We start from the raw sequence: 17,792 nt of genomic DNA on the forward strand, positions 1-17,792 counted from the left end.
ACGTCTGATAAAGGTAACGTTAAAATATTAAAAGCTGTATTTCGCCCCGATCTGGATCTGGTAAGGATTTCCGGAAAGTGGTGCCAGACCGCTGGTATTTTTAACGTATTCAAACTGTTTGGTCTCGTGGTTGAATTTGGTTACTCTGTACAACGACATATTACCGTAAGATTTATTCACGCCCCATTCCTTGTTAAGAAGGTTGGCTACATTGAAAATATCTACAGAAATTTCAAAAGCACCGATTTTTTCAAACTTGATCTTTTTGGCAACACGCACATCCCATACGCCGAAGAACCCGTTTTTACCCCCGTTACGTTCCGCAATGGCATTATTGTATTTCTCAACATAATCTTTCAGGGCCTGTCCTACTTCCGGATCATTCAGAAGCGGCTGGGTAATGATTTCCGGGAAAATATAAGCAAGGTCGTTGGAATCCACGAAATCACCGTTGATATTTCCTCCCGCAGTCACCGAGAAACGCGTTCCTCCGATCCCTGAATAACGTACTCCAAGCGTAAATCCTGCAATGGTAGGCGAGTTACCGTAAACCACGATCTTGTTTCTGAACTGGTTGTCAGAATAAGTCATCCTTAAATCTCTCGGATCGCTCTGAACCGGAGTGGAAAGGGTGGCCGTATTTGCTACGTTTCCGTTGTATGAAGTATTGTCTTTGATATCAGACCATGTATAACTTGCCGTGATCTCTCCATCTTTCCAGTACCGGTAGCTGGTATCTACTACAAATGAATACTGGTTCACTTTACCGTCACTTACCAGTTCAAGTACTCTTCCGAATTTTTTATTGATTCTTCCTTCTTTCCAGTCGATGCTCACACTTTTATTATCATTATTGATGATGGTAGAACCCGGAACATACACTCCTCTTCCTCCTTCATTGGCTAAAGTGAAGAACGGATTGGCCATCATGTTTCTGTCATAGTAGAAGTAATTGTTTCTTCCCAATGCCATATATCCTGCAATTCCTGCCCTGAATCTTTCATTAAAGAAGTGGGTATAAGAGATATTTGCTTTGTAAACGATTGGAACTTTTGCATCTTTTCCAGTATAATTGATGGTCGGAATCTGATATTGTGACAATGAAGGAACCGCTCCGTAATTTTCTCTATATCCTGGAAAATCAGGAGTAAGACCTACAGTACCAGGATTCACATCCACTGTTGCCAGATGTTTTCCGTCGAAAACAAGATTATTGATCACCATGTAGTTGTTGATATCGGAAGAGAAGAGTCCCGCACCAAATTTCAGGAAATCTTTATTTTCTTCATTGATATTCCAGTCAAACTGAAATCTAGGCTGAACCACAAAAGATTTGATTGTGTTATCCGTTCTGATGCCCATTTCGTCAAAAAGCTTTTGATTGAATTCAGCTTTCGGATAGCCTCCGTAATCGAATCTCAATCCGGCCATAAAGTCAAGGCCTGTCGCTATTTTGGTCTGAATCTGCCCATACACTCCGGCATTCCAGATGCTGGATTTTACAGACGGATCATCCATCAAAGGAACTTCTCTGTAGAATCTGTATGGTGTAAGATTGGCAAAATTCGTCATTCCCTGAAACTGGAATCTTCCGTTCACTTCACTTCCGTAGATAGATTTTGATCTCGTATACATCAGATCTACCCCAAAAGTATATTTAATTTTATCTGTGTTGTAATATAAATTATCTACAATCTGGAATACATTATTCCGGAAACCTTCCTGCCCGAAACGATGTCCTCCGATCTGGATATTGGTTGCTCCAACACTGGAAACAACTCCTTCAACCACTGCTCTCGGAACCGTTTTTCCTAACTCACTGTTCTGATAACTGTCCTGGAATGTATATAAATACTGTGCCTTTAATTCGTTCGTCAGATTAGGTTTTAAATTTGTTCTTAACGTTAAGAGTAAGCTGTTGTCAAGGTTTTTATCACTTCCGTAAGACTCAAAAAAGTTGATGGCGGTATTATCCCCCAACCCGTTTTTATTCAGGTCATACGTGAAATTGTTTCTTAAGGTCAATAAGTTTTTTTCGTTGATCTGCCAGTCTAAACGAAGGAATCCTGCATCCGAATTTCTCACCCTGTCAAAACTTCCGAACTGCGGCGTATTGGCTACCCCGTATTTAGATCTTGCAATATCCAGAAACTGGTTGAGCGTCTGCGTTGTGGTATTGAATCTTTTCTCGTCATCTGCAGATTTGATATCTGCAATCTGTAAAGGTCTTGAATCCAGCTGGTGATCCCATGCCACAAAGAAGTGTAATTTATTCTTAATAATTGGTCCTCCCAATGAAAATCCGAACTGGGAAGTAGAGAAATCGTTCTCCCTTTTATTTCCCCTGATGTCGTATGGACTGGACAGCCAGTTGGTTCTTAAGTATTCCCAGGCACTTCCGGAAAATTTATTCGTACCGGATTTGGTAACGGCGCTTACTGTTCCTCCACCGCTTCTACCCAGCGTTACATCATACTGGTTGGTGGTTATTTTAAATTCACGTACCGCTTCAATGGAAATAGAGAATGGCGCACCGCTTCGGCTGGTTGTAGATCCCGCTGACGTTGGGTTTTTTGCCGTCATTCCATCGATGGTAAAATTCGTGGAAGATCCCAGCTGTCCGGAAAGGTTTCCATTTTTTCCGCTTAACGGGGACAGTTCTGCAAGATTGTTGAAATTTCTTCCGTTTACCGGGAGCATGCTGATGTTCTTCGCTGAAATAGCGGTAGCTGCCCCAAGGTTTCCGATCTTGTTTTTAAGATTTCCGGTAACCACTACTTCTTCTATCTGGTTCTGCTCGCCGCCCAGGCTCATATTCACCGTAACCTGGTCTCCGAAGTTCACGTTGTAGCCTTCTTTTTTCTCCTCGTTCACGATAATGGTGTACGGACCTCCCAGAGGAATTTCCTTAAAAATATATTCTCCCTTTGAGTTGGTCTCCGTCTCCGTCCTGAACCCTGTAGACTCGTTCACGATCGTTACTTTCACTTTTTCCTGAGCTGTACTGCCCAGTCCGGTTACTTTTCCCACAATAGAAGCCTGCGTAGTCTGCGCATAAGCCAGTGTTCCAAATCCCAAAAACAATAATCCTAGTACAATCTTTACTTTTCTCATCTCTTCCGAAAATCTTTTTTATTAATTTTTATGGCCGTCAGGAACCTGAATAATTTTCACTTTACGAGAAACTGTACAATCATCCAGATTTCTTCAAATCAGATGTGCAAAGGTATTTTGACTTTCCGAGCTGCGTGTTTACGGGAGTTTTAACAATTTTTCAATTAAATCATAACATGATGTTAAATTAATTTAAACAAGTGTTTTAATCTGCTATTATTCAACACCTTAAATAATGTTACGCTTTTTTAATGTTTTCAGAATATTTTATTCCGGTATTTTTTAATGAGATTAGTTTAGCTATTTTTGCTTAAAAGATAGAAAGGAATGTCTGAAAACATACAGCAAAGAATAGAACAGCTCCGGAAAGAGCTTCACCAGCATAACGAAAATTATTACCTTCTGGACGCAGCTACCATCTCTGATTATGAGTTTGATATGCTTCTGGAAGAGCTTCAGGATCTGGAAGCAAAACACCCTGAATTTTACGATGAAAACTCTCCTACCATGCGTGTAGGCGGCGGAATTACAAAGGTTTTTCCTACAATTCAGCATAAATTCAGAATGTATTCTCTGGATAACTCCTATGATTTTGATGATCTGGAGGACTGGGAGAAAAGAATCATCAAAACCATCAATGATCCGGTGGAATTTGTAGCAGAGCTGAAATACGACGGTGCTTCTATTTCTATCCTTTATGAAAACGGAAAACTGGTTCAGGCTGTCACCCGCGGCGATGGCTTTCAGGGCGATGAAATCACACCAAATGTGCGTACGATTTCAGATATTCCGCTGACGCTGAAAGGTAATTTCCCACCTCATTTTTTCATGAGAGGTGAAATTTATTTAACGAGAAAGAATTTCGACAAGATCAATAAGCTGCGTGAGGAAGAAGGTTTGGACCCTTTTATGAATCCGAGGAATACCGCCAGCGGAAGTTTAAAAATGCAGGACAGCGGAGAAGTGAGGAAACGCGGACTTTCATCTGTGCTGTACCAGTTTATTTCTGAGGATATTCCGGCAAACAGCCACTGGGAGCTGCTTCAGAATGCCCAAAGCTGGGGCTTTAAGACTTCACAGCAGGCCAAACTGTGTAAAACAATGGACGAAGTGAAGGAATTCATTAATTTCTGGGATACGGAACGCCACAATCTTCCTTTTGAAATTGACGGAATTGTTTTGAAAGTAAATTCCCTGCAGCAGCAAAGGCAGCTTGGGTATACGGCAAAATCACCGAGATGGGCCATGGCGTATAAATTCAAGGCTGAAAAGGTGGAAACTGAACTTCAGAGCGTGTCTTACCAGGTAGGAAGAACGGGCGCCATCACTCCGGTTGCCAATCTGAAACCTGTACTGCTGGCCGGAACCATTGTAAAAAGAGCCTCGCTTCACAACGAAGATATCATCAAAAAACTGGATCTTCATGAGCATGATTTTGTGTATGTGGAAAAAGGCGGTGAGATTATCCCGAAAATCGTAGGGGTAAATACTGAAAAAAGAACCTCCGAAAGCAAAGAGATAGAATACATCAAGCACTGCCCTGAATGCGGAACAGAGCTGGTGAAAGTAGAAGATCAGGCGATTCATTTCTGCCCGAACGAACTTCACTGCCCGCCGCAGGTGGTGGGGAGAATGATTCATTATGTTTCCAGAAAGGCTCTGAATATTGATAATCTCGGAAGTGAAACGATAGAGCAGCTTTATAGAGAAAGGTTAATTGAAAATCCTGCAGACTTTTACGCTTTAACGAAGGAACAGATTCTTCCGCTGGAAAGAATGGCTGAAAAATCTGCACAGAATATTATTTCGGGGATTGAAAAATCAAAGGAAATTCCGTTTGAAAAGGTTCTGTACGGAATCGGGATCAAGCATGTGGGAGAAACGGTTGCAAAAAAGCTGGTGAAAAATTTTGCTACAATTGATGAGCTTAAAAGTGCTACCGTGGAAGAGCTTTGCCAGGTGGAAGACATCGGGGCGAAGATCGCTGTAAGCATTGTGGAGTTTTTCAACAATCCGGAGAACATTCTGATGATCGAGCGGTTGAAATCATACGGTGTTCAGCTTGAAAAGGGAGAAAGCACGAATGAAGTACTGTCTAATGTTCTGGACGGAAAAGCTTTCCTTTTTACCGGAAAATTATCTTTATTCACAAGAGAGCAGGCTGAGGAAATGGTGGAAAAGCACGGCGGAAAAAACATTTCTGCGGTTTCCAAAAACCTCAACTTCCTGGTGGTAGGTGAAAAAGCGGGAAGCAAGCTGAAAAAAGCCCAGGATATTGGTACGATCACGATTCTTGATGAACAGGAATTTCTGGATCTGATAGAGAAACAATAATTTCTTTAACAAATAATAAATAAACCATTGAGATGACGTTTCAATGGTTTATTTTTGTTTCTTTTTCACCAAGAAAAGAATAATAAACTAAATAAAACTAATTCATGAAAAAAATCTACTTAGTCATTTGTATGATTATGCTTTCTGTGTTTCATGCACAGGTCCTGAATATTCCGGACAGCTATCTGAAATCAAAATTACTTACGTACGGATCAACCAGTAATTCCAGCGGAAGCTATATCACTCTTGATGCGAATGGTGACGGAGAAATCCAGGTATCAGAAGCAGCAGCGGTTTATAAAATCAATATTTTTGACCTTAATGATACAGTGACAAGCTTATCTGGTCTGAATACATTTCCCAATCTGACTGAACTGACATTAACCAATCCTGATATAACAGCCTATCATCTGGTTTTCAGCAATTATCCTAATCTTCAGACCCTCAAATTTATGGGCGGCCAGGTTGCCAACGTAACGATTGAAAACTGTAATGCTTTAAATCTTGCCAGTCTGGGAGCTCATGGAAACATAATCAACATACAGAATACGCCTGTTCAGGAAGTTAAGCTGAATAATATAAATGCTGTAAATATTTCATCAACACCAAACCTTAAAAAATTCTCTCTGTATGCTTCAGCGATAACTTCATTAAACCTGAGCAACATCCCTTCGCTTGAGGAAGTAAGCATTACTGAAAATCAATCTCTGACGGATATAAATTTTGCAGGAGATATAGCTTTAAAAAAATTGGATTTATTCCGTAATAAACTAAGCAGCCTCAGCGTTCCCAACCCTTCTCTGGTTAATCATTTAACTATCTCTACGAATCTTTTCCAGACTTTTGATCCTGCTCCATATACGGGATTAGTAACCTTTTACGCGCATGAAAACCAATTGACCAGCCTGGATTTCAGCTCTAATCATTCGCTTGCTTCGCTTACAGTGACCAATAATTTACTTTCAACATTAACGTTCAACAACAATACGAATCTGCAGTATCTTTATGCCGGCAGTAATCAGTTACAAAATCTGGCATTCAACCAGATTCCCTATGTGGCCGGAATTCAGATCCAAAGTAATCTGTTTACCACTATTGATTTTTCATCTAATGTTGCCATGATTTCTTTTGACTGTTCTAATAATCTGAATCTCAAGACTCTTATTATGAAAAACGGAAAAGAAAGTTATAACGGTTCCGGATCAGCCTGTGCGTTTGCCAATACTCCCCAGCTGAAATACATCTGTGTGGATCAGGGAGAAAGTTATGTCGTTAATGCTCTTCTCACCCAATACAATCAGCCAAATGTGGTTGTAAATTCTTACTGTACTTTTACACCGGGAGGAAATTCTTATCTGGTTCAGGGGGCGACAAGATTTGACAGCAACGGAAACGGATGTGACAGCGGCGATCCTTCAAAACCTTTCCAGAAGTTCAATATCTTAACGTATGGATCAGGAATATCCAGCACCATTGCCAACGGCAGCGGTTCTCATCAGATGTATCTTCCGGCAAGCACCAATGTAATCACACCTGTTTTGGAAAATCCGTCATATTTTACGGTTTCACCAACTTCAGCAACGGTTAATTTCCCTACTCAACCGGCGCCTTTTACTCAGAATTTCTGTCTTACTGCGAACGGAAATCATAATGATCTTGAAACCGTTATTCTGCCGGTTACGATCGCTCGTCCGGGTTTTGAGGCCCAATATAAAATCATTTATAAAAACAAGGGAACATCTGTACAGTCAGGAAATCTTACTTTTAATTACAATGATAATGTAATGAATTATCTGTCTTCAACACTTTCCCCGAATTCACAATTGCCGGGAGCCCTGAACTGGAATTTCAGCAATCTTCTTCCTTTTGAGACAAGAGAAATCACGGTAACGGTACAATTAAATACGCCAACGCAAAACCCGCCACTGGACAGCGGAACGGTTCTTCATTATAATGCACAAATCAATGGTGCAGCGGATGATACGCCTCTTGACAATACATTTACACTGAATCAAACGGTGGTTAATTCTTTTGATCCGAATGACAAAACCTGCCTGGAAGGAACTTCAATTTCCCAGACAAAAGTGGGAGATTACGTTCATTACTTGATCAGATTTGAAAATACAGGAACTGCCAACGCGCAAAATATTGTGGTAAAGGATGATATTGATGCTTCCAAATATGACGTATCAAGCCTGGTTGCCCTGAACGGAAGCCATAATTTTGTCACAAGAACGAACGGAAACAGTGTAGAATTTATATTTGAAAATATTCAGCTGCCATTCGATGATGCGAATAATGACGGGTATGTTTCATTCAAGATCAAAACAAAATCCACTTTAGTGCTTGGTGACAGCTTCAGCAATAAAGCCAATATCTATTTTGATTACAACCACCCTATCATCACAAATACGTACACGACAACGGTACAAAATGTATTGGCCGCATCTGAGGTGGTCAATACAAAAAATGATTTCGGCATTTATCCTAATCCGGTAAAAGATATGCTGTATATCCAATCGAAGGATGAAGTGATTAAGGCTGATATTTATGATGCATCGGGAAGAATCCTGAATACAACGGGTGTAAAGGACAATGCTGTAGATGTTTCCGGCCTGAATAAAGGAAACTATATCATCAGGGTTTCTACAAAAAACAAAACAGTGACGCTTAAATTTATTAAAGCTTAATTTTTTTAGGTTCCGAATAATGGAAAGACTGTCTCATTTTTGAGATGGTCTTTTTTGTTTCCCACAGATGCCGCAGATTTCCACAAATGTTTATGGATATCATTCTGGATAAAATCTTTGATTTTTTCTAAACTTATGTGAACTTCTTTTCATCAAGCTTCTAACTTCAAAATAACTTATCTGTTTAAAGCTTTTGTGACTTTTGTGGTTGATATTTTTCACCACGGATAGCACGGATTTTCGCAGATATTTGTGGATATTATTCTGGATAAAAATCTTTGATTTTTTCTAAACTTATGTGAACTTCTTTTCATCAAGCTTCTAACTTCAAAATAACTTATCTGTTTAAAGCTTTTGTGACTTTTGTGGTTGTTTTTTTCACCACGGATTGCACAGATTTTCACGGATGTTTATGGATATTATGCGGTATAAAAATCTTTGATTTTTTCTAAACTTATGTGAACTTCTTTTCATCAAGCTTCTAACTTCAAAATAAATTAAGTGTTTAAAGCTTTTGTGACTTTTGTGGTTGTTTTTTTTCACCACGGATTGCACAGATTTTCGCAGATGTTTGTGGATATTTTCCTCGCAGATTGATCAGATTACGCAGATTTTTATGAATGCGGCTGAGATATTCAATAGGAAGGGGCTTTAGCCCCTTCAACCTTTAATAATTATGAGAATGGCTTTAGCCAAAATTTAAATTTGATGTAAAAAAACGGCTATTCTTTTTATTATAATCCAAGATTCCGCATAAATTCAACATAAAATAAAATTCACTCAAAATCAATATTTAAATAAATTAATTAAATAAAAATCAAACAATTCAATATTATATAAAATAATAAAAAACAAAAAGTAATTATTTTTCGTAATACAATTTTTTATATATTTATCAAAACAAATATCACTTAACTATGAAAAAACTCTACTTATTTGTGCTCTTTCTGGCGCACTTATCTGTCGTTGCACAGATTGTTAACATTCCGGATCTTCAGTTTAAGACCAACCTCCTTTCCGGAACGGCTACCAACGAGATCACACAGGATCTTGCAGGCAACTGGATCTCCATGGATCTCAATAACGATGGTGAAATACAGGTTTCCGAGGCTGCCAATATCAGGAATATCAACATCTACAGCTCAAATGGCAGTCCGTTTCAGATTTCCTCTATTGTGGGGGTAAAATCTTTCACGAATCTGGAATATCTGGAGGTATCCGACTCTCCGAACCTTCTTTCTGTAGATGTCAGCGGGATGCAAAAAATAAAGCTGGTAAGCTTTACGGGGAACATCAATATGACTTCCGCGAACTTTACAGGCTGCCCTGTTCTTGAAAACATCAATGTCTCCAATTCCGCAATTGTGAATCTGGATATCTCGAATCTTCCAAAAATGAATATCCTGACATGCAACGGAGGGAAACTGCAAACAATTAATTATGCAGGAAGTACAACGATGAAATATCTGCTTTGCAGCAATAATGACATTGCCAGCATTGATGTAAGCCCACTGGTGGATCTCTATAGCTTTAATATTTCAGGAAATCTATTAACAAGCCTTGATGTGAGTAATCTGACAAAGCTTGAAACCCTGAACTGCCCTTCCAACCAGCTTACTTCAATCAATCTTCAGAATACGCCTAAATTAAAATACCTGGAAGCCAGCTATAATAATCTGTCTTCTTTAAATTTAAGCCAAAGCCCTGTTTTAAATTATCTGAGAGTCTTCAACAATCAGTTCACAAGTATTGATCTTTCAATGGTGCCTTTACTGCAGACGCTTTTCCTTAATAATAACCAGCTTACATCTCTGGATATCAGCCACAACACCATTCTGAACACGTTCAGTGCTCCCAACAACAATTTACAGAGCATATTTATAAAAAACGGCAGAATGACCTCGGGTATGTATCAGAACAATCCCAATTTAAGCTATATCTGCTGTGATGATCTGGAACTCAATAATATCATGAACCAAAATGCTACGTACGGCTATAATAATGTAACGGTGAACTCTTACTGTTCATTTACTCCGGGCGGAACATTCTACACCATCAAAGGAAATACAAAATATGATCTCAATGGCAGCGGCTGTGACGCAACAGATCCAAATAAAGCATTACAAAAATTCAATATTGCAGGAGGCGGAACTACGGGAAGCATTGTAAGCAACCAATCCGGAGACTACTCTATTCCGGTGCAGACAGGGTCACACACCATCACTCCGGTTCTTGAAAACCCGGCCTACTTCAGCATATCGCCGGCATCTTTTACGGCTAATTTCCCGATGATGACCAGTCCATTAACTCAGAATTTCTGTATCACGGCCAATGGTTCCCATCCGGATCTTGAAATTGTCATTATTCCATTGGATTCTGCGGTACCTGGATTTAATTCAGATTATAAAATCGTTTACAAAAACAAAGGGACAACGATGCAGTCCGGAACTGTTGGATTCAGTTACAATGATAATATTATGGATTTTGTAAGCTCTACGGTAACACCGGATTTGCAATCTACAGGAAGCCTTACCTGGAATTTCACAGGATTGGCTCCTTTTGAAACCAGGGAAGTAAAGGTTAAATTTGAACTGAATACGCCTACTGACACTCCACCTGTTAACGATGGTGACGTGCTTCATTACACGGCTCAGATCAACGGAGCTCCGGATGATACTCCGGCAGACAATACCTTTACCCTGAACCAAACGGTGGTAAACTCTCTGGATCCGAATGATAAAACCTGTCTTGAAGGAACGATGATTGCACAAACCCAGGTGGGAGACTATGTGCATTATCTGATCCGGTTTGAAAACAAAGGGACAGCCAATGCCAGAAACATTGTGGTGAAGGACGAAATTGATACTTCAAAGTTTGATATTTCTACTTTGACTCCTTTAAACGCAAGCCACAGTTTTGTAACGAGAATGACCGGAACGAACAAGGCCGAATTTATTTTCGAAAATATACAGCTTCCGTTTGATGACGATCACAACGACGGATATATCAGTTTCAAGATCAAAACAAAATCTACGCTGACTCTGGGTGATGCATTCAGCAATACGGCAGGTATTTATTTTGATTATAATGCTCCGATTATCACCAATACCTACACGACCACGGTGAGAAATGTACTGGCTGTTTCTGAGACCAAACCAGGCAGGGAAAATGTAAGCATTTATCCGAATCCGGTACAGGATATTCTTTACATCAGATCCGGTGAGGAGATCATTAAAGCTGAAATTTATGATGCTTCCGGAAGAATCCTGAATACTACAGGGGTAAAAGGAAGCTCGGTGAATGTAGCTGAGCTGGCCAAAGGAAACTATATCATTAAACTGTTTACAAAAGACAAAACAATGATTCAGAAGTTCATCAAAAAATAAACTAATAACCTGATCTATATCTGCAGGGCTGTAATTTTTTACAGCTCTGTTTTTATTTAAAAGGATGCAGCAAAGTATCTATTTGAAAACAAGAATCGTGTAGTTATCCTGTTCTGTTGCAGGCATTACGATTCTGATCTGTGATTTGTTTCTGAAATAATCAACATACGTTTCCCCGGTGATGATCTTCCCTTTTTCGGTCTGTTTATACCCTGCTCCGAGAACTGCCTTTAAATAAATATCATGATCTTTTTTGTCTTTAAAACTGAATTCTATCCGGTCCTCAGACTTTTCTTCCGTATATTCAAATTTGCCGATCTTGTAGGTATAATCCGGGCTTTCGTATTCATACAGGACAAATGCAGGACTTTCTGTTTTGTCATAGTATTTATACTGATGTTTTTTAATTTCTGTTTTAAAAGCAGCCATATCAAGCCTGTTGAATCCGGCAAGCTCTTCCAGTTTGAAAGCCTGTCCCGAAACCTGAGCGTGAAACAGCATGAAAAACAGGTTGATAAAAATGATTTTCAGAGCATTCATAATCCGGTTATCCTTTAATATTATTTTCTTTGATAAAATTTCTGTATCTCTCTTTCCATACCGGAAATTTCTCAAATTCTGCTTTTCTGCTGACAATAATAACGGCCCCTTCACTGAAAAGCTTTTCATCTTTGAGCATTTTCAGACCATCCATGATCGTGAGGGCACCATAAGCATTTTCATTATTTCTAACCCTGTCCAGAAGAACATCCTTATGCTGAAGTACAGCATCATTATCTTTCAGTTTTGAGATGAAACGGTTCAAATCAAGATCATCCAGATACTGAAGAGAATTTCTTACTCCCTTTTCATACGTTTCCCTGGAAATCTTTTTTGTTTTTTCCAGCAGTGCAGCAAGCCTTAGATTATCATCAAAAGTCATTTCACCGGATACATAATCCTCCACATGATCCATATCGTACGCATTCACCGCAATAATTTCAGCTTGTCCGGGTTTCAAAAATCCATCCAGGAGAAATTTTGCGGTTTCTTTTTTTGTGTGTGTTTTTTCATAGGCATCCAGAATATCAAAAGAAATGATCTTATCCGTTACCCAGAGATCAGCCAGTGCAGCATCATACAGCGTACATTTTCTCATGGAAATCTGCTGATAGAGGAAGGCCAGACAATCGCCGCCACAATCCTTTCCCTTATTGGTTTTCTTATTGTATTCAATAGCTTTGATTACGATTTCTTTAGCCTCTTCACCGCAGAATTTAGATAATGCAAACATAAAAGCAAAATGAGAAGAGTCAGTAATATGTTCCTTCATCATCGGCAGAAACGCAGGATCCGGAAATTCTTCAATGGCTGGATACGCCTGTTTTCCGAAGCTTTTGATCAGATCAATATCATTCGGATTTTTATATTTTGCAAGATTCACAAGCAGTATGGGTGATTTTGTATCTATTACCAGTTTTCTGATTTTACCATAGAGATCATTATCCGTCGGTAAATCATAGATCAGGGCTTCAAGAAGCTCCGCATTAATAGGTTGGGCATTCAGAGCAATTGATACCATCTCGCGGTGGAGATTCTCTTTTCCTTTTTCTGAAAAATTATCCCCGGCAGAGACACCTTCAAAAACATACGCAGATAAAAGATGTTCACTTACAGTACAACCTCCTCTATAATGTAATTTCTCCTTTGAATGAAGGTTTTTCTTAAACACATCCAGCATTTTTTCACCCTCTTTTTTATGGGCCAAAACATCAATAGCTACTGCTTTTATATGAACGTTTTTGCCTTTCTCTGCCAAGTAGACAAGTTCTGCCAAACGCGCGTCATTAAACAGTAATTCTTCCACCTTTTTTATTTCTTTGTCATCATTTGAATAAAACAATCTTGTTTTTTCAAGAGGTTTAATGATGGCAGCCGTTCTCTTTGAAACCTGAGAATAGGAATAGAAAAAGAACAGGAGTAATAACAGGCTGATAGGTCTTTTCATGGAATGGTTTGCTATTCTGTAAATGTAAAAGAATTTTGTTAATGTCGAACAGAAGGCATTCTATTCTTTAAAGCTTCCTGGAAAAGTTTGATCTGGTCAGGCGTAAGATCCTGTCAATCAAATCAGTTTTTGGACCTGATATATTCATGTTGTGTAATTTTAATTCAAATTTAAACGATTTCACCTGAACCAAATTTCTTTACATCATTAAAAGTTTCAAGCCTCGAATTCAAAAGTTCCAGTAAAACTTTTGCTTTGACATTTAAAATATCAACCTGTATAGATTGCTGGTTGAAGGGTGAAGACTTCCCTCCTTTTCTATTTTGATAAGCAGACTTTAAAACGATAAAAATATGTTCAGTTGTTTTAATTCCACGGTGTCTTGTGTCCGATACATAAAATGATACAATATCACCAAAACCAACTGAAACCGGCTTCGCAAACATATGGTAAATAATAATCTGATGATCAGTAATAGTAAGCAGGGGCTTTCTTCGAAACAATAAAACAATGGAATAGATAAGACCCAATGAGAATAGAGCAAAACCCAAATTATGCATAACTACCATAAACACAGAATACCGATCCTGATCCAAAGAAAAAAACAGATAAACAAATACCGCAGAGATTACAAACAAGATAACGCTTGTCATTTTACTCGAATAGAAATGGAGTTCTTTCATTGGAGGCTCAGATATATCAAATCTCCATTTTTTAAAATTTCCTCCATATCCTGATTGGCTTTATCCTCTGTAAGATACGCTGAATTTTTGTATTCTTCTCTAGCTTCTACTATCCTATCTTCTTGAGATTCATTCAGATTAAATTCGTTTTCGTTCAATTTAAAATCAGTTTTCGGGTCTGGTATATTCATCTCGTGTGATTTTAATTCAAATTTAAAAAAAATAGCCTAACCAAATCATGAATAGCTGTTTCGTTTGTGATGACATCAGGAAGCTTGAAGCAGGAAAATAAAAGTTTATTGAACGCAGAGTTGCAAGACAATTTTATTTCCTAGCTTTGCCTTTACCTAGAAATCCTTGTCAAGGTTTAAAACCTTGACAAGGATTCACAGTAGCTTCATTCTTACATTTCAGCTTCCGCCCAGCTTATTTTTAAATCTGCAATTAGATTATTTAAAACTTTTTTACACCACAGGCAGCCTGAAATAAAAAGTACTTCCCTGGTTGGGAGAACTCTGCACGCCTATTTCACCGCTCTGTTTTTCTATAAAGTTTTTAGAGATGGCCAGCCCGAGGCCGGTCCCATTCTGCTGCTCTCCCGGCACCTGAAAATAGCGGTCGAAGATCTGGCGGTGGTACTTTTCATCAATTCCGCTTCCGGTGTCGGTAATGCTGAACTGGATCATAGCATCTGCTTTCTCTACCCTGATCTTAATATTTTCATCCTGGAAGGAGTGTTTTACAGCATTGGTCAGGAAATTATTCATTACCCAGACTGTTTTATCAAAATCTGCATTCACAAAATCATCACCTGACAGATATTCCGTGCTGATGGAGATATTTTTCTGTTCCGCCAGTTTCTCAACATTTTTTACAGCTGTCTGTACCATTTCCTGTGGTGAACATTTCTCAATGGTCAGACGGATATTTCCGGTTTCTACTTGTGAAAGATTCAGCAGTTCTCCGGTGATATTCAGTAATCTCTGTCCGTCATCATTAATGCTTTTCAGGAGTTCTTTCTGCTGGTCATTCAATTCCCCGAATTTTTGATTTCCAAGCAGCTGTACACCCATTTTTATGGCAGATATCGGGGTTTTCAGCTCATGGGAAATGGTTGCAATAAAATTGGTTTTAGCAAAATCAAGCTCTTTGAAAGGCGTAATATTCCGGAGAAGAATCACTTTTCCAATATATTTGGTTTCCTTTTCACCCGTTTTTACAATATTGATGGGAATAATATCCTGTTCAAAATAGTTTTCCTTATGATCGCGCACGATCTTAATAGGTTCTTTAACCGGATGGTCAATATTTTTAAGCAGCTCACGCATCAGATCATTATTCACAGCCACCTCATGAGCTGTTTTTCCGATAATTTCCTCTTTACGGAGATTCGTGATCTTCAGAGCCTCATCATTGATCATGTAGATAAAATGGTTTTCATCCAATCCGATCACGGCATCATGCATATTGTTGACCAGCGTTTCAATACGCTTTTTCTCCATCAGCTGTCTGGAAAGGCTGCTGCTTTCGTATTCCTGCAGTTTTTCCGCCATGGTATTAAAAGAATCTGCAAGGCTGTTGAATTCTTCACTGCCTTTGAAATGAACCCTTTCGTTATAATTTTTCGCCGCAATCTGCCTGATACTGAAGGTAAGCTGATTGATAGGTTCAGCAATCGTCTGCGGAAGATTGAAAAGCAGGATAAAAGCAATCAGGAAACACACGGTTCCGAGACTGACGATCCAGAAGGTGGCATTTTCGGCAGTAATGATAGCGATATCACTTTTTCTTTCAATACCTTTCATATTCAGGGACATGATTTTGGCAAGATCTTCACGGATCAGTTTCTCTTTTTCCGGAGCGGGATGCTGAAGATAGTTTTTGAAATGCTGATTGAGGTTTTGGGTCGCTTCCTTTTCGCCAAATTCGGTAAGATTTTTCTCCTGCATCCTGTTGTATTTCTGAAAATCCGTGATGGCAACAGCGCTGTCTGTACTTATTCTGTCCAGTGCCAGCAGCATATTTTTGGAAAATTCCAGACTGTTGTAATTGGCAGTAAGGATTTTCTCCGTATCAGATTTCAGTTTATTGATATAGACGGATCCGATGACCGACATCAAAACAATCAGTAAAAACAGGAGTCCTACGCCTAAGGTGAGTTTTGTTTTAAGTTTCATTACTTCTAAGATAAAATAATAATATCTATCTGCCTTTCATTCAGCCTGTTCATCAGCGTATAGATCCAGCTGTAGCCGGAAAGACGTTGCCAGAGCTTTGCATGGGGCTTTCCGATGCATACTGTGGTGATATTGTGGGCAATCACATAGTCCAGAATTCCATTGTGGACACTGCTTTCTTTCACCCGCACCACTTTTGCGCCCAATTCCTGTGCTAAATTAAAATTATTAATCAAATACCGCTGTTTGTCGAGGGCAATTTTTTCCGGATTTTCAGATGGCTTCTGTACATAAAGAACAGTCCAGGGACTGTTGTAATAACTTGCCAGACGGGCCGTTTTCCTGATGATATTTTTCGCGATCTTTTCATTGCTGCTGATACAGGCCAGGAATTTGATAGGTTTAAAATTTTCCGTTTTAATCTCCGTTTCGACCTTTCTTTCAACGTGGGCAGCCACTTCTTTTAAAGCCAGTTCGCGGAGCTGAAGGATATGCCCGCTTTGGAAAAAATTGGTAAGTGCCGTCTGGATTTTTTCTTTTTTGTAGATTTTACCTTCTTTCAGACGGGTCAGCAGTTCATCGGCGGTAAGGTCTATATTCACTACCTCATCAGCCAGTGCAAGGATTTTATCCGGAACGCGTTCAGCCACTTCTATTCCGGTGATTTTTTTTACTTCTTCATTGAGGCTTTCTATATGCTGGATGTTCATCGCACTAATGACATTAATGCCGTTGTCAAGGATTTCCAGCACATCCTGCCACCTCTTTTTATTTTTTGAACCCTCCACATTAGTATGGGCCAGTTCATCCACGAGAACAACCTCCGGATGTTCATTGATAATAGTCTGGAGGTCCATTTCTTCCAGGTTTTTACCTTTATAGAACACCGATCTTCTCGGTATTTCAGGAATTCCGTCGGTAAGGGCTACGGTTTCTGCACGGTCATGGGTTTCTACATAGCCGATTTTCACATCAATGCCGTTCCGCAGAAGAGACTGCGCTTCCTGAAGCATCCGGAATGTTTTTCCGACGCCCGCACTCATCCCGATATAGATCTTGAATTTTCCTTTCCTGGATTTCTGAATCAATTCTAAAAAATGTTTTGCTGATGACATTGATTTTTTTTGCTTTATTTTTTTTAATACAAAAGGCACAAAAGGTTTATTTTCCAACACTTTAGAATGTATAAGTAAGTTACGATTATTCTGAATAAAAATGTTTCGCTGAACGATCTTGTTGATGTATTTTATCTCCCGCAGATCACACGGATTACACAGATTTTGATAATCATCAGAATAAAAATCTTTGATTTTTTAAAAACTTATGTGATCTTCTTATTCACAATGTATTTAAACTTCAAAATAACTTAAGTGTTAAAAACTTTTGTGACTTTTGTGGTTGTTTTTTATTCACCACAGATG

The 17,792-nt window shown here is 39.0% G+C and carries 10 protein-coding genes; 3 read left to right on the top strand and 7 right to left on the bottom strand.

Annotated elements, in window-relative coordinates; translation table 11 throughout:
* Window positions 1-27 precede the first annotated feature (27 nt).
* On the bottom strand, window positions 28-3,114 hold the full coding sequence (locus JET18_RS19675; protein ID WP_202094003.1) for a TonB-dependent receptor: 3,087 nt from the start codon (window positions 3,112-3,114) through the stop codon (window positions 28-30).
* A 327-nt stretch (window positions 3,115-3,441) separates the two neighbouring features.
* Here JET18_RS19675 and ligA point away from each other — a divergent pair, with 327 nt between their 5' ends.
* From ligA to JET18_RS19690, 3 genes are all read left to right on the top strand, one after another.
* The gene (ligA, locus tag JET18_RS19680) at window positions 3,442-5,448 is read left to right on the top strand and encodes an NAD-dependent DNA ligase LigA (RefSeq protein WP_202094004.1); all 2,007 of its coding nucleotides are present in this window, start codon (window positions 3,442-3,444) and stop codon (window positions 5,446-5,448) included.
* Between the two features lie 104 nt (window positions 5,449-5,552).
* Entirely contained in the window at window positions 5,553-8,138 is a 2,586-nt protein-coding gene (locus JET18_RS19685; protein ID WP_202094007.1) for a DUF7619 domain-containing protein, read from the top strand.
* Window positions 8,139-9,055: 917 nt separating this feature from the next.
* On the top strand, window positions 9,056-11,524 hold the full coding sequence (locus JET18_RS19690; RefSeq protein WP_202094016.1) for a DUF7619 domain-containing protein: 2,469 nt from the start codon (window positions 9,056-9,058) through the stop codon (window positions 11,522-11,524).
* Window positions 11,525-11,602: 78 nt separating this feature from the next.
* Here JET18_RS19690 and JET18_RS19695 read toward each other — a convergent pair whose 3' ends face one another.
* The 6 genes from JET18_RS19695 to JET18_RS19720 all read right to left on the bottom strand — a co-directional run bounded on the left by JET18_RS19695 (window position 11,603) and on the right by JET18_RS19720 (window position 17,486).
* Window positions 11,603-12,064, bottom strand: coding sequence for a hypothetical protein (locus JET18_RS19695; RefSeq protein WP_202094018.1), 462 nt, complete (start codon window positions 12,062-12,064; stop codon window positions 11,603-11,605).
* Between the two features lie 7 nt (window positions 12,065-12,071).
* Window positions 12,072-13,511 carry a hypothetical protein gene (locus JET18_RS19700; RefSeq protein WP_202094020.1) on the bottom strand — a complete coding sequence of 480 codons (1,440 nt, stop codon included), beginning with the start codon at window positions 13,509-13,511 and terminating at the stop codon, window positions 12,072-12,074.
* A 170-nt stretch (window positions 13,512-13,681) separates the two neighbouring features.
* Window positions 13,682-14,194: a hypothetical protein gene (locus JET18_RS19705; protein WP_202094022.1), complete on the bottom strand. Its 513-nt coding sequence runs from the start codon at window positions 14,192-14,194 to the stop codon at window positions 13,682-13,684.
* Window positions 14,191-14,385, bottom strand: a complete 195-nt coding sequence (locus tag JET18_RS19710; RefSeq protein ID WP_202094023.1) for a hypothetical protein — start codon at window positions 14,383-14,385, stop codon at window positions 14,191-14,193. Before JET18_RS19710 ends, JET18_RS19705 begins: the two co-directional genes overlap by 4 nt.
* Before the next feature lie 273 nt (window positions 14,386-14,658).
* Complete coding sequence (locus JET18_RS19715) at window positions 14,659-16,371, bottom strand: HAMP domain-containing sensor histidine kinase (protein WP_202094026.1); 1,713 nt, start codon at window positions 16,369-16,371, stop codon at window positions 14,659-14,661.
* Between the two features lie 5 nt (window positions 16,372-16,376).
* Window positions 16,377-17,486 carry a sensor protein KdpD gene (locus JET18_RS19720; protein WP_202094027.1) on the bottom strand — a complete coding sequence of 370 codons (1,110 nt, stop codon included), beginning with the start codon at window positions 17,484-17,486 and terminating at the stop codon, window positions 16,377-16,379.
* Between the last annotated feature and the right edge of the window lie 306 nt (window positions 17,487-17,792).

The organism is Chryseobacterium endalhagicum (genome assembly GCF_016745235.1).
Lineage (GTDB): Bacteria > Bacteroidota > Bacteroidia > Flavobacteriales > Weeksellaceae > Chryseobacterium > Chryseobacterium endalhagicum.

What these genes read in the sequence shown, in the direction of transcription:
- JET18_RS19700 (WP_202094020.1), bottom strand. Translation starts at nt 13,511, where the DNA reads ATGAAAAGACCTATCAGCCTGTTATTACTCCTGTTCTTTTTCTATTCC.
- JET18_RS19690 (WP_202094016.1), top strand. Translation starts at nt 9,056, where the DNA reads ATGAAAAAACTCTACTTATTTGTGCTCTTTCTGGCGCACTTATCTGTC.
- JET18_RS19720 (WP_202094027.1), bottom strand. Translation starts at nt 17,486, where the DNA reads ATGTCATCAGCAAAACATTTTTTAGAATTGATTCAGAAATCCAGGAAA.
- JET18_RS19710 (WP_202094023.1), bottom strand. Translation starts at nt 14,385, where the DNA reads ATGAATATACCAGACCCGAAAACTGATTTTAAATTGAACGAAAACGAA.
- JET18_RS19675 (WP_202094003.1), bottom strand. Translation starts at nt 3,114, where the DNA reads ATGAGAAAAGTAAAGATTGTACTAGGATTATTGTTTTTGGGATTTGGA.
- JET18_RS19695 (WP_202094018.1), bottom strand. Translation starts at nt 12,064, where the DNA reads ATGAATGCTCTGAAAATCATTTTTATCAACCTGTTTTTCATGCTGTTT.
- JET18_RS19715 (WP_202094026.1), bottom strand. Translation starts at nt 16,371, where the DNA reads ATGAAACTTAAAACAAAACTCACCTTAGGCGTAGGACTCCTGTTTTTA.
- JET18_RS19705 (WP_202094022.1), bottom strand. Translation starts at nt 14,194, where the DNA reads ATGAAAGAACTCCATTTCTATTCGAGTAAAATGACAAGCGTTATCTTG.
- ligA (WP_202094004.1), top strand. Translation starts at nt 3,442, where the DNA reads ATGTCTGAAAACATACAGCAAAGAATAGAACAGCTCCGGAAAGAGCTT.
- JET18_RS19685 (WP_202094007.1), top strand. Translation starts at nt 5,553, where the DNA reads ATGAAAAAAATCTACTTAGTCATTTGTATGATTATGCTTTCTGTGTTT.